This window comes from Rhizobium favelukesii (assembly GCF_000577275.2).
Classification (GTDB): domain Bacteria; phylum Pseudomonadota; class Alphaproteobacteria; order Rhizobiales; family Rhizobiaceae; genus Rhizobium; species Rhizobium favelukesii.
In genome coordinates this window covers 217,968-231,006 of the sequence record NZ_HG916852.1, presented here as the reverse complement: position 1 = coordinate 231,006, position 13,039 = coordinate 217,968, and the positions used below count along the sequence as shown (strand labels likewise).

General features: G+C 59.3%; 14 protein-coding genes. 7 read left to right on the top strand and 7 right to left on the bottom strand.

What is annotated here, in order from left to right:
- Positions 1-35 precede the first annotated feature (35 nt).
- Positions 36-2,288, top strand: a complete 2,253-nt coding sequence (locus LPU83_RS39400; RefSeq protein WP_024313421.1) for an ABC transporter permease — start codon at positions 36-38, stop codon at positions 2,286-2,288.
- Positions 2,281-3,081 (top strand): ATP-binding cassette domain-containing protein, encoded by an 801-nt coding sequence (locus tag LPU83_RS39395; protein WP_024313420.1) that lies wholly within the window; start codon positions 2,281-2,283, stop codon positions 3,079-3,081. The genes LPU83_RS39400 and LPU83_RS39395 overlap by 8 nt, the downstream gene beginning before the upstream one ends.
- Positions 3,082-3,214: 133 nt before the next feature.
- Here LPU83_RS39395 and LPU83_RS39390 read toward each other — a convergent pair whose 3' ends face one another.
- From LPU83_RS39390 to LPU83_RS39360, 7 genes are all read right to left on the bottom strand, one after another.
- The gene (locus LPU83_RS39390) at positions 3,215-3,736 is read right to left on the bottom strand and encodes a TIGR02281 family clan AA aspartic protease (protein ID WP_029709905.1); all 522 of its coding nucleotides are present in this window, start codon (positions 3,734-3,736) and stop codon (positions 3,215-3,217) included.
- Positions 3,737-3,896: 160 nt separating this feature from the next.
- Positions 3,897-4,526 carry a uracil phosphoribosyltransferase gene (gene upp / locus LPU83_RS39385; protein ID WP_024313419.1) on the bottom strand — a complete coding sequence of 210 codons (630 nt, stop codon included), beginning with the start codon at positions 4,524-4,526 and terminating at the stop codon, positions 3,897-3,899.
- 108 nt (positions 4,527-4,634) lie between these two features.
- Positions 4,635-5,603 carry an adenosine deaminase gene (locus LPU83_RS39380; RefSeq protein WP_024313418.1) on the bottom strand — a complete coding sequence of 323 codons (969 nt, stop codon included), beginning with the start codon at positions 5,601-5,603 and terminating at the stop codon, positions 4,635-4,637.
- Complete coding sequence (locus LPU83_RS39375; protein WP_024313417.1) at positions 5,600-6,820, bottom strand: phosphopentomutase; 1,221 nt, start codon at positions 6,818-6,820, stop codon at positions 5,600-5,602. The genes LPU83_RS39380 and LPU83_RS39375 overlap by 4 nt, the downstream gene beginning before the upstream one ends.
- Before the next feature lie 93 nt (positions 6,821-6,913).
- Positions 6,914-7,489 (bottom strand): TadE/TadG family type IV pilus assembly protein, encoded by a 576-nt coding sequence (locus LPU83_RS39370; RefSeq protein ID WP_024313416.1) that lies wholly within the window; start codon positions 7,487-7,489, stop codon positions 6,914-6,916.
- Positions 7,489-8,106 (bottom strand): TadE/TadG family type IV pilus assembly protein, encoded by a 618-nt coding sequence (locus LPU83_RS39365; RefSeq protein WP_024313415.1) that lies wholly within the window; start codon positions 8,104-8,106, stop codon positions 7,489-7,491. Before LPU83_RS39365 ends, LPU83_RS39370 begins: the two co-directional genes overlap by 1 nt.
- A 113-nt stretch (positions 8,107-8,219) precedes the next feature.
- Positions 8,220-8,630 carry a pilus assembly protein N-terminal domain-containing protein gene (locus LPU83_RS39360; RefSeq protein WP_024313414.1) on the bottom strand — a complete coding sequence of 137 codons (411 nt, stop codon included), beginning with the start codon at positions 8,628-8,630 and terminating at the stop codon, positions 8,220-8,222.
- A gap of 405 nt (positions 8,631-9,035) precedes the next feature.
- On the opposite strand from LPU83_RS39360, the gene LPU83_RS39355 reads away from it, so the two are divergent.
- The 5 genes from LPU83_RS39355 to LPU83_RS39335 all read left to right on the top strand — a co-directional run bounded on the left by LPU83_RS39355 (position 9,036) and on the right by LPU83_RS39335 (position 13,028).
- Positions 9,036-9,233, top strand: coding sequence for a Flp family type IVb pilin (locus LPU83_RS39355; RefSeq protein WP_024313413.1), 198 nt, complete (start codon positions 9,036-9,038; stop codon positions 9,231-9,233).
- A 96-nt stretch (positions 9,234-9,329) separates the two neighbouring features.
- Positions 9,330-9,842: an A24 family peptidase gene (locus tag LPU83_RS39350; protein ID WP_024313412.1), complete on the top strand. Its 513-nt coding sequence runs from the start codon at positions 9,330-9,332 to the stop codon at positions 9,840-9,842.
- Positions 9,843-9,952: 110 nt separating this feature from the next.
- Positions 9,953-10,768, top strand: a complete 816-nt coding sequence (cpaB, locus tag LPU83_RS39345) for a Flp pilus assembly protein CpaB (protein ID WP_024313411.1) — start codon at positions 9,953-9,955, stop codon at positions 10,766-10,768.
- A gap of 11 nt (positions 10,769-10,779) precedes the next feature.
- The gene (locus tag LPU83_RS39340) at positions 10,780-12,285 is read left to right on the top strand and encodes a type II and III secretion system protein family protein (RefSeq protein ID WP_024313410.1); all 1,506 of its coding nucleotides are present in this window, start codon (positions 10,780-10,782) and stop codon (positions 12,283-12,285) included.
- Between the two features lie 41 nt (positions 12,286-12,326).
- Positions 12,327-13,028, top strand: a complete 702-nt coding sequence (locus tag LPU83_RS39335) for a CpaD family pilus assembly protein (RefSeq protein WP_024313409.1) — start codon at positions 12,327-12,329, stop codon at positions 13,026-13,028.
- Positions 13,029-13,039: the final 11 nt, after the last annotated feature.

Here is a 13,039-nt window from a genome sequence, read left to right as displayed (position 1 = left end):
CGGCATCGCGACGGCAAGGTTGATCGGCAGAGACCATGGCGTCCACGACAACATCGTTAGGCCGCGCGCCGCCTCAGCTCGTCGGCGGCTGGGAGGCTGGGCTGCTGCTCTTCCTCATGTTGCTCTATCTCGGCGGCGCTTTCGTCAATCCGGCCTTTTTTGGCTCTCCGGAAGCCCTTCACGCGCTGCTGCGCGATACATCCCGTGTCGGGATCATCGCGGTCGGAATGACCTTTGTCATCGCCAACAAGGATCTCGATCTTTCGGTCGGCTCCACCTACGGACTGATCGCCGTGGTTTTCGCCAGGCTTTTTGCGTCGAACGTTCTCGACTTTGGGGTCATGGAGTCCGCAATCTTCTGTGTGCTGCTGGGCACGGTGATTGGCCTCGTCAACGGCGTGCTTGTGACGACCCTGAGAGTGCCTGCCTTCATTGCTACGCTGACGATGCTTTTCATCGGTCGTGGCTTCGTTCTTGCGCTTACGCATGGTCAGGCGATCTATTACTCCAGCAAGGCGAAAGACTATCCGCTCTTCTTTCATCTCGGCGAGATCAATGCACTCGGCTTCAACAACCAGATCGCGATCTTCCTTCTCATCGCTGTCATCGGCGCTTATGTGCTTGCCAAGACCCGTTGGGGCTATGAGACCTTTGCTACGGGCGGAAACGAGCAGGCTGCAGCCTATGCCGGCATCCGCACGCGCTGGGTGCGCATTCGCGCTTACCTGCTCTCATCGCTTTGCGCGACCCTTTCTGCTCTCCTGTCAGCTGCGCAGGACAAGGGTGTCACTCCTCTCTACGGCGTCAGTTGGGAACTCACCGTTATCGCGTCTGTCGTCATAGGCGGTGCATCGATCCTGGGTGGGCGCGGTCGGGTAATCGGGTCTTGCCTTGGTGCCGCAGCCGTCGTGCTGATCGACAAGGTATTGCGCGAGGGCTGGCCGATCACGCGTACCGTCGTTATCGATGGGGAGAGCATTGCCGTCGGTGCCAGGTTCACCCTACCCGCCGGTGCCGTGTTGGTTTTCCTGGGTCTCCTTCTCGTCACGGCCGTGCTCATCGAGCCGTTCCTCATTCGCCGCCAGATCGCGGCCCGGTTCTGGGCCTGGATCCGCGGCAGACCACCGCCGCCGGCCTACGAGACCGGCGGCGTGGCCCTGGAGGGCGCGCAGACGAAAGGGGCGATGGCGACCGATATCGCACTCTCGGCTACCGGGCTCGGCAAGTTCCTCGCGCGCCGTGACGCGCTCGCCATCATCCTGACCGCGGTGCTGTGGCTGACCGGCTTGGCGCTGAGGCCCGATTACTGGTGGAATCTGCCCAACACCTTCGCGATCCTGCTCAACTACACAGAACTGGCACTCATAACCGTCGGACTGACTTACGTCATCGCAGCCGGCGATATCGATCTCTCCGTTGGCGCAGTGCTTGCGCTTGCAGGCAGCACCGCAGCCTATTTCTTGAAGGTATTGGGCGCCGATCCGTTCACTGCTGTAGCGATGGGGCTGCTCGCGGGGAGCGCTGCCGGCCTCGTCAACGCCGTCGTCACAGTCGGCTTCAAGCTACCCGCCTTCATTGCCACGCTCGGCATGTTCTACATTGCCCGAGGTCTCGCCGCCTGGTTCGTCGCCGGCCAGCAACTGACCGGCTGGCCTGAAGGCTACAACCTGCTTGGTCGCAAGGTGAATGACGTTCTCCTGCATTTCGGCCTATCGCTGCCGCCGGGGATCATTCGCTCGGTGGCCGAGGTCGTCAGCATCCAGACGATGTTTATGTTTTTGGTCGCCGTCATCGCTGGTATCGTGCTTGCCTACACACCATTCGGACTAAAAGTCTGCGCGGCGGGCGGCAACGTCCGCGCCGCCGCTTATGCCGGCATCAACACGAACCGCGTGCGTTTCATTTCACTCATGCTGGCCGCTCTGTGCGCAGCCGTGGCCGGGATCATCAACGTCGCTTACTTCCGCAGCTTCAACCCGGTTGCCGGCCAGTTCCGGGAGCTTGACGCCATCGCCTCCGTTATCATCGGCGGCGGATCGATCTTCGGCGGTTATGGCACGATGATCGGTTCGCTTGCCGGTGCGGCCGTCATCACGCTCATCCGGGCACTCCTGCAGCTCAACGTCCAGGGCTTCAGCATGCCGCAGCACTGGATCAATGTCTTCATTGGGGTCATCCTCATTGTGGCAGTGCTGATCGACATATGGGTGCGTCAGGCCAATGTCTTCGCGCGCCTGCGGGGCCTTTTCACGAAAGCTGCGCCAACGGGAGAACGCATCCATGGCTGACGCGCAGCCCTTACAGCCGATTGTGGAAATGCGGAGCATCGAGAAGGCCTTCGGAGCCGTGCAGGCACTCCGCAAAGTCGATCTCGTACTTTATCCAGGCGAGATTCTCGGCCTAGTCGGCGACAATTCGGCCGGCAAGTCGACGCTGATGAAGATTCTGACCGGTGCCTATCAGCGCGATTCCGGCGAAATCCTGGTTGCTGGGCAACCGGTGTATTTCAAGGGTCCGCACGAGAGCCGCGACGCCGGAATCGAGATGATCTATCAGGACTTCGCGCTTTGCGGGAACATGGATGTCGGTCAGAACATCTTCCTTGGCCGCTGGCCCCTCAGGGGCCCCTTCGTCAACCGACGAAAGATGTATGCCGAGGCCGACAGTGTTCTGAAACGGCTCAAAGTCGACGTGAATTCCGTCTATCAAAAGGTTGAAAGCCTGTCAGGCGGTCGACAGCAATCTGTAGCGATTGCCCGCGCGATCTCGTTCGAACCGCGTGTCGTGATCCTCGACGAACCGACTGCCAACCTTTCCGTGATGGCGACCGAACGGCTGCTCGAAACCATGCTGGAGCTGAAGAAGCAAGGCGTTGCCCAAATCATCATCTCGCACCGCCTTGTTGATATTTTTGCCGTGGGTGATCGCGTCATGGTCCTCAAGCGCGGAGAGTATGTCGGCGACCGCTACGTCAAAAACACGGACGAGCACGAGGTCTTGGAGATAATTGTCTCCGGCACCCGCGAGAACGCGCTGACAGCCGACGAGGCAAGACACATTGATCGGCCATCGACGCCCTGACGTCATGCCCAACCTGCATTACGCCCGGGTGTGGATTTGCCTCGACAAGTTTTCGACGACGGCGTAGCGCCGTGAGGGGATGATGTGCGGTCTTGATGGCCCGTACGCTGCGGAAAGTCCTCGATACCCCGGTCTATTGCTTCAAACTGAGGGATCCATCTGCAACGGAGTAGGAGGCAAGCTTCCTGAGGAAGCTCATGCCGACGAGCGTCGAGGAAAGGGCGTCATCCTTCAGCACGAAAGCCTCCACGTCGCGCACACGAATGCCACCGATTTCTACTCGATCCAATGTGATGTGCACCGCCTTTGTCTGCCCATTGGCCGTGTCCACCGAGTAACGGAAATCAAGCTGGTTGCCGGTATAGCCAAGGCGTCGGGCGAAGCTCTCGTTCAGAGCGACATAGGTTGCGCCCGTGTCGATCAGGCCCTGCACCTGTCGACCGTTGATCCTGAAGTCTCCGGAGTAATGTCCCTGGGCATCGGCCTGCAGGCGCATCGTGCCACCATCAACCGCCGTGGCAGGTAGCTGTTCGGTGCTGCCGGTTACAAAGTTGGCCGAAACAACCGCTTCGCTGCCGGGTTTTCCCATGAGGGACGGAATTTGTGTGGCAAGCACCGCGGCGATGCTTGCAAAAATGACGGTGCGCAGGAGCATCGGGACAGAAATCCTTCCTGTATAAACCCCGCGTCATGCGTGGCCATGCTTCTAGCTGCTACGCCATAATTACTGACAAGTTGCTAATGCCGGCAAAGCAGATGGTCCGGCAAGCATGTCCGGGCCATCAACTGCCTCTATTTGGTAAACGGAGTGCAAATCATTTCGTGCCGTACATGCGGTCGCCGGCGTCGCCGAGACCAGGCATGATGTAGCCCTTCTCGTTCAGATGGCTGTCGATGGAGGCGGTGAAGACGGGAACATCCGGATGGGCATCGCGGAAATTTCTGATGCCCTCGGGCGCCGCCAGAAGGCAGAGGAAGCGAATGTTGTGGGCTCCGCGTTCCTTGAGCTTGTCGATTGCGGCGATCGACGAATTGCCGGTGGCAAGCATCGGGTCGACGACGATGATCAGGCGCTCCGAAATATCCTCGGGAGCCTTGAAGTAATATTCGACCGGCTGCAGCGTCTCGTGATCGCGGTAGACGCCGATATGCGACACGCGAGCCGACGGCACGAGATCGAGCATGCCTTCGAGAAGGCCGTTGCCGGCACGCAGGATCGAGGCGAAGACGAGCTTCTTGCCTTCGAGGATCGGCGATTCCATCGTCTGCAGGGGCGTCTCGATGGTCTCCATCGTGAGCTCCAGATCGCGGGTCACTTCGTAGCAGAGCAGCGTAGAGATTTCGCGCAGGAGCCGACGGAAACTCCCGGTAGAGGTCTCCTTGCGCCGCATGATCGTGAGTTTGTGCTGCACAAGCGGGTGATCAATGACCGTTACGCCATCCATGGCCGAGCCCTTCCTATCGTTGTTCTTATCGGATGTTTCTTCCATGGAAATTGCCTCCACTGCAAGAGCGGAGGCAATTTTGCAATGCGCTCCCCAAGGCGAGAGGGATCACATCCGGGCAAAAAGTGCCTGGCGCGTCGGCTCGTCGACGAAGGCTGCCTCGATACCGGTTCGCGTCATCTCATCAATTGCGGCATCGCTGAAGCCAAACGCTTCGGCGGCCAATTCGTACTCGCGCTTCAGCGACGTATGAAAGAACGGCGGGTCGTCCGAACTGATCGTCACGCGTACACCGGCCTCCTTGAGCCGTGGCAGCGGATGAGAGGCGAAATCCGGGAAGACGCTCAGCGCAATATTGGAGCCGGGACAGACTTCGAGCACCGTTCCGAGGTCGGCGATCCGCCGGACGAGATCCATGTCTTCTATGGCGCGCACGCCGTGCCCGATGCGCGAGGGCCTGACGACGTCGAGCGCCTCGGCAACGCTGAAAGCGCCGCACACCTCGCCCGCGTGGATGGTGAGGCCGAGCCCTGCATGGCGCGCGATGTCAAAGGCGCGCGCGTAGTCGGCAACCCGACCCATTCGCTCCTCGCCGGCAAGATTGAATCCGGTGATAAGCGGATTTTTCGCCCTAGCAGCATATTCCGCGGCGCCAATGACACTTTCGGGGCCGAAATGACGCTCCCCCGTGACAATCAGACGTGCCTCGATGCCGCTTTTCGCCTTCGCTCGACGAATACCTTCGCACACACCCTCGATGTAAGCGTCCGCGCCAAGCCCTATCCGCTTGCCATGATCAGGAGACACGATCAGCTCGCTGTAGATCGTGCCTATGGCGGCGAGTTCCTCAAGATAGGTTTCAGTCAGCAGCGCATAGTCTTCTTCGGTCTTGTAGACCTCCGAGACCTTGTCATAGCATTGCAGAAAGCTTGCGAAATCATGCCAGACATAGGCGCCATCAGCTAGATAGGGGCTGATGTCGATGTTGTACTTGCGGGCCTGTGCCAAGGTAAGCGTTGGCGGTGCCGCACCTTCCAGATGGCAGTGCAACTCGACCTTCTTCAAATGCGACGTCATAGAAAACTTCTCCCGTGCGCCCCCGGCGGAATGCGCAGATGGCGCGCAATCGTCTCACCGATATCCGCATAGGTGGCGCGGATGCCGACATCGCGAGACCGCAACCCCGGCCCGTAGGCAATGATCGGCACGCGTTCGCGCGTGTGATCAGTGCCGCGCCACGTCGGATCGCAGCCATGGTCGGCGGTCAGGATCACGAGATCTCCGGGCTTCAGCTTGCCGCCCACTTCGGGCAGCCTGGCATCAAAGGCTTCAAGCGCGGCAGCGTAGCCTGCCACATCCCGGCGATGGCCGTAGACCATGTCGAAATCGACAAAGTTTGTGAAAACCAGTTCGCCATCCTCGGCGGTGTCCATGGCTGCGAGGCTGGCATCCATCAACGCCTCATTGCCATTCGCCTTGACCACCCGCGATACCCCCTTATGCGCAAAGATGTCGCCGATCTTGCCAATGGCATGCACCTTGCGACCTTCCTTCACCAGTCGGTCGAGAAGCGTCGTCTCCGGCGGCGGCACAGAGAAGTCGCGCCGGTTTCCGGTGCGCTGGAACTTGGAGGCGGCTTCCCCAACAAACGGCCGCGCGATGACGCGGCCGATGTTGTAGTGGTCCAGCAGCGCCCGCGCGATCGTGCAGAAGGTCATGAGCCTGTCGAGGCCGAAATGCGTCTCGTGCGCGGCAACCTGGAAGACGGAGTCGGACGAGGTGTAGCAGATCGGCCTTCCAGTCCGGATATGCTCTTCGCCGTGGCGGGCAATGATGTCGGTGCCCGACGCGTGGCAGTTGCCGAGTATCCCCGGAACGTCCGCAGCCCTGCAGAGCGCTTCGACCAGCTGCGGCGGAAAGGCTTCCCCCTCGGTTGGAAAGTAGCCCCAGTCGAATGTTACCGGCGTTCCGGCGATCTCCCAATGGCCGGACGGGGTGTCTTTGCCATGCGAAACTTCGCTGGCGGAGCCGAACATCGCGTAGACCTTTTCCGGAACCGGCATCCCGGCCGGGAAGCGCCCCGACGCGGCCTTTGCCAGATGCACCAGACCAAGAGCCGACATGTTCGGAAGCTGCAGCGGGCCGGAGCGCAACCCTTCGCGATCGCCAACACCCGCCGCACAGAATTCCGCGATGTGTCCGAGCGTGTTGGCGCCCTCATCGCCGTAGGCCGCAGCATCCGGAGCACCGCCGACGCCAAAAGAATCCAGAACGAAAAGAAACGCTCGCGCCATGCTCCACCCAGCGAATTCACGGTCCACGCAGTGGGCCCACTGCTCAAGCCTTATAACGGCAGAGCGCGCTTGGCAAACCTGCATCCGGCTTAGTCAGCAATCGCCGCACGTGACAGTAGCGCTCGCACGGGGGAGATAGAAGTAACTGCGGCTGATGGTGATCGTGCTGTCGTTCGGCACCAAGTTTGGTGCAAACAGGAAGAGCTTATACGGAATGCTGAGTTCGGTGCGGACCAAAAAGATATTGGCTTTCTTCATGTCGGCCGGAACCGTCGTGGCGGAATTAGCCACGTATGGACGGCTCCCATCCTGCGCCCACGACCATGCCACTGTCGGGTTTCCAGTACCATCGAGAGCGATGCCCGTGATCTTGATCGTAAGGCCGGTCGAACCGTAGGGGACGAACACCGCAGAGGCCACCGAGGGCATATCGGTGAGCCAAGCTTTGGTCACGCTTTTCTGTTGGGTCACAACATCCGTGATCATGCCCGCCGCCCGGCTTGCGCGCTTGCTGATGCTCAGACCGATCGTGATCTCGAATGCACCGATGTAAAGCATCACCAGGATCGGGAACAGGATGGCAAACTCGATCGCGCCCACGCCCTGCCGGTCGCCGATGAAGCGTCTTGCGAGCCGATGAAGCCTGATCAATACGCCGCGACCTGCCATCAGGGGTACTGCTCGTTCTGGAAGGCCGTCGTGGCGACCATTAGAAAATATGAGGAAGAGCCGTCAGTAGGGCGGACGTTCGTAATGTAGGGCCGTATCAGGTCGGTTATGACTTGCCAGCGGTAATAGGCCCGGACCATGTTGATCGTGCCAGAACCGCCAGGAAGATATTTGAAGTCCGAGGTCTTGATGTCCGCGTAGGCGCTGGTGGACGTCCTCGGTATCGTCGTCGGAATGGCGGCAAATGTGGAGAAATTCTGTACGTCGATGAACAGCTTGTTCGGGGTGGCCACTTCCGTTGTAGAGCATTTTATCAGAATTGAAATCTCATCGCAGAACGCCGTCCTGAACGCTGTCACATTCGTATTCGCGGGTGTGATCTGGCCGGTCCGCATCTTGCGGCTCATCGTATCCACGGCATTGGACAGGAGCTCCTCGCCGGCAAAGGCAATGAATGTCTCGATGATCGCAAAGACCACCAGGAAATAGGGTATGGCGAGGAGTGCAAATTCGATAGCGGCCGACCCGTCGCGAGAGCGCGCAAATGCGGTTAGCCGCGGCCGCTTCCGCCGATGGGGGCGGGAGGCCGCGTCCGCTGCTTGATCCGTTTCCTTCATGGCATGCATCCGGGACAGCTTCGACCACACCGTTTTAAAGGGTGATCGTTGATTTTCCGTTTCAAGCCGGATCAGAAGTTTAACGGACGATTGCAAACGCGATTTGGCGGCTACTATTGAGCTGCCGCTGTCGCCTCCGCTCCCTGCTGGCTATGCTGCTCGCAATTCGGGGTACACGAAAGGACCGACCGCTCCGTCTGTCGAAAGACGCGGACGGTGTTTGCCTCGTCGATCGACACCAGGATGCTCTCGTCCAAGATCGCGTTACCGTCAGCATCGAGCAACACGAGGTTGGTCGTTCCAAAGCTGCGTCCCGTCAGCACGATCGTCTTGGAATCAGCGACGGTTGCATCCGCTACCTTGGCATTTCCGACGATGACCTTGCTTACCGGGCGATCCAGCTTCAATACACGCGCCTGGTCCATATAGACCCGCAGAACATCCTGCTGCGCGTGCGCAGACGTACAAAGGCCGAGAACGACAAGAACGCTGGCTAGGAAAATCCTCTTGCCACTCAGGGGCATTTTGGTTCTCTTCTGAAGGGTTGCGGCGATTTTTGCAGAACAGCATGAGAAAAATTGGTGAACGAAGCTTTAATTCTCTTCTGACGTGCGCAGGATTCCAGCGGCTCGCACCCATAAAAAGACAATTCCCTCGAGATGCAGTGAGTTTGCTGACCGCCCCGAACATCGGTGGAGCCCCGACAAGCAACGGAAACTTAAATTACTGCAAGGCACGCGGGGCCTTTCCTAGATTTCTAGACATTCAGGAAAGAGAATACTTACCATTCTTAAGTGTCGGTCGGCATTTACGAAGTGGTAACCGAACTCTTTAAGTTGATAGAAACAGGCGCTGGTTAAATTGTGGCAATCCGATCAACGGCAACAGTTGGCGGACGTGCTGAACCTCAACTGGAGTTAGGAGTTACCATGACCAAGCTTGTTAGCCGTTTTCTGAAGGACGAATCCGGCGCGACCGCAATTGAATATGGCCTGATCGCAGCGCTGATCTCCGTCGCGCTCATCACCGGTGCATCCGCACTGGGTAGCAAACTGAACATCCTGTTCAACAACCTGTCTGTCACGATGAACTCGGCGGCTGGCAAGGCTAACGTTACCCTTCCTTGATCGACAGGGATAGTGGCGAGACTTGAGGGCGCTTTGCCAAAAAGCAGGCTCACAGGCTAACGCTGTGAGCCTTTTTTGTTCACCGGGATTTACGGAATGATCGCAGCCGCCGTCTTTGTGATTTTCCCGCTCTGCCTTGCCATCGCCGCGTTCTCGGACCTGTTTACGATGACGATCCCCAACCGCGCGTCGATCATTCTCGCTATCGCATTCCTGGGGGTCGCGACGCTGGCAGGAATGCCGCTCTTTGTGATGGGAATGCATCTCGCGGCCGCATTTTCGGTTCTCGCTGTCTGCTTTGTCCTATTTGCCCTGAGTATCATGGGCGGCGGCGATGCGAAGCTGCTAGCATCAACATCTCTCTGGTTTGGTTTCGATCCTGCTCTTGTCGAGTTCCTGGTCTATGTAGGCATATTTGGCGGCATCGCGTCTTTTGTGATCCTTCTGATCCGTACACAGGCTCATGTCATCCTCGCCGTAGGACTACCGATTCCCAACTCCATCCTTCTCGCCAAGAAGATCCCCTACGGCATTGCTATCGCCGCAGGCGGCTTTATTGCCTTCCCTTCCTCCCCGCTCTTCATCGCGGCGTTGGAAAGCCTGAAGTAACGGCAGATTAAGTCTCCGTTAACTTAAAATCGAAGGCTTTCATTAACCATAATTACACCAATTGCGGGCCATTCTTCGGGCGAATATCGCGAATCCCCGAGGAACATTCGATGAGACCCGCCCGCCTTTTGATACTTGGAGTGGCTGTCGTTGCAGCCGGCCTTGCCGGTGTGCTGGCGATGAGCCTCGCGGGACGTGGTTCCGTCGTTACCCAGGTTCAATCGGTCGTCGAGAAGGAGCCGACGGTCAACGTGCTCGTCTCCAGCGCCAATCTGCCGGTCGGCGCACGATTGGATGACAAGGCGGTTCACTGGATGGGGTGGCCGCAGAGCGCAGTCGTCCAGGGCTTCATCACCGAGGCTGACAAGCCCGATGCCCTGAAAAACATGCAGGGTGCCGTTGTTCGCCTGCCGATCTTCGAAGGCGAGCCGATCCGCGCCGAAAAGGTCGCGGATTCGAGCAGCCGAATCATGTCCTCGCTCCTGCCTTCCGGCAAACGCGCGGTCGCAACGGAAATCTCGGTCTCCACAGGTGCCGGCGGCTTTATCCTGCCGAACGACCGCGTCGACGTGATCATGGTTCGCAAATCCAAGGAAACCGATAAGTATCTGACCGAGACGGTGCTCAACAATGTGCGCGTACTCGCGATCGACCAGCAGATCCAGGAAAAGGATGACGGCTCAAAAGCCGTGGTCGGCACCACCGCAACACTGGAGCTGACCCCCGATCAAACCAAGGTTCTGGCCGTCGCACAGCAAATCGCCGACCGGCTGTCACTGGCATTGCGCTCCGTGGCCGACGCCCAGGAGCAGGACACCAGTGCTGCGGACTACCTCCTCAGCGGCGACAACGGCAGCGCCATCGTTCAGGTCATCAAATCAGGCTCAATCGTTACAGACAGCATCAGCGCGCCGAAGGCCGAGTAAAGGAAATGGGAATGGGCACTTTGAAGCGCCACATGAAGCCCTTGATGGCAGGGTGCTTGTCTTTTGCGATTGGGTTCTCCGGCGTAGCGCCGAGTTTTCTTGCTCCTGTTCTCGGTACCGGCGCCGCTTGGGCTAATTCCGACGGCATGGTCACGATAACCCAGGCGGGTCCCGGTGCTCATCGCAGCTTGAAACTCGGTCTGAAGAAGGCGATCGTCGTCGATCTGCCGGTCGATGCCCACGATATCCTCGTCTCGGACCCTTCCATGGCCGACGCAGTCACCCGCAGCTCCCGCCGTATCTACCTCTTCGGCAAGACAGTGGGCCAGACGAACATTTTCATTTTCGGCGCCGACGGCCAGCAGATCGTCAGCCTCGATATCGCGATCGAGCGCGACGTCGCCGGCCTCGAAACCAATCTCCGGCGCTTCATCCCGGACTCCTGCATCAAAGTCGAGATCGTGTCAGACAACATCGTGCTGACCGGCACGGTACGCACGCCACAGGACGCTGCCCAGGCCGCGGATCTGGCGCAGGTTTTCCTGAAAGGTGGCGAAGCGACGACGCGCACGGAAACGGCCAGTGGCTCGGGCGGAGAAGGTTCGGTGGCACTGTTCGCTGAAGGTCGCCAAGTCTCGCAGGTCGTCAATCTCCTGCAGATCCAGGGCGAAGATCAGGTCACGCTGAAGGTCACCATCGCAGAAGTCCGAAGAGAGGTGTTGAAACAGCTCGGCTTCGACAATCTGGTCTCCAACTCCAAGGGCCTTTCAGTTGCTCAATTGGGCGCGCCCGCTTCTAGTGGCGCGGCGGCAACAATCGGCGGCGGCCTTGCCGCCCTCTTCAAGAGCTCGATCGGAAAATACGATATTTCGACCTATTTGAGCGCGCTTGAGCAGGCGAAGGTCGTCAAGACGCTGGCCGAGCCAACGCTCACGGCGATTTCCGGCCAGGCAGCAACCTTCAATTCGGGCGGTCAGGTGCTCTATTCCACGACGGACAATGACGGCAACGTCACGATCGTTCCGTACAATTACGGCATCAATCTCGCCTTCAAGCCGGTCGTGCTTTCCTCCGGTCGCATCAGCCTGGAGATCAAGACGAACGTATCGGAGCCCGCACCTTCAGTTTCCGGTTCGACGCCAACCTATCAACGCCGTGCTGCCGAGACCTCCGTCGAGCTTCCCTCCGGCGGTTCCATCGCGCTTGCCGGCCTGATCCGCGACAACGTTGCGCAAACCTCAAACGGTACGCCCGGCGTCAACAAGATCCCACTGCTTGGCACATTGTTCCGGCAGCGTACGGTCGAGCGTGACGAGACCGAACTGGTCATCATCGCAACGCCCTATCTCGTTCGCCCGGTTGCCCGCAATCAGCTCAACCGTCCGGACGACAACTTCAGCCCGGAAAATGACGCTGCGGCTTTCCTCCTCAATCGCGTCAACAAGGTTTACGGCGGCCGCGAAACACCCGTCGCCGACGCTCAATTCCATGGCTCCATCGGGTTCATCTACAAATGAGCGCGGCAGGATCAGCAATCGCACAACACAGAGATCAGCCGATGGCCCACAAGCAGAACACCGCGCATGAATCCCGCCTTTCGAAATCGCTGCTGACCCTGGTCGCGGTGGCGGCCGCCCTGCTTTCCGGCTGCGCCTCCCACGACGAACTGACGACCGGCGGCATCCCTGACGACTATCGCCAGCGCCACCCGATCGTGGTTGCCGAAGCCGAGCAATCGGTTGATATCCCGGTCGCTTCGACGGACCGCCGTCTCAACATCGCCCAGCGCGACATGATCCGCGGCTTCGCGCAGAACTACACGTCGCGGGCGACCGGACCGGTCTACCTGCTGACGCCCGAGGGATCGCCGAATGCGGCAGCCGCACGTCAGCTGCGCGGCCAGGTGCGCGCCGAACTCTCGGCCCGCGGCATCGCGAGCTCCAAGATCGTCAACAGCTCTTACGCAGCCACCGGTGCGGGCGACGCAGCGCCCATTCGCCTGACTTTCGTCGGCACGACGGCAATGACGTCACAGTGCGGTCAGTGGCCGCGGGACATGATCAACGATTTCAGCAACCAGAACTACTACAATTTCGGCTGCGCAACGCAGAACAACCTGGCTGCACAGGTGGCGAACCCGGAAGACCTGATCGCGCCTCGTGGCATGACTCCGATCGATGCGACGCGTCGCAACGCCGCGATCAAGGAGTATCGCGAAAGAACAAGCACGATCGAAGAAATTGGCTCCAGCACCTTCTGATCAGTTTAGGA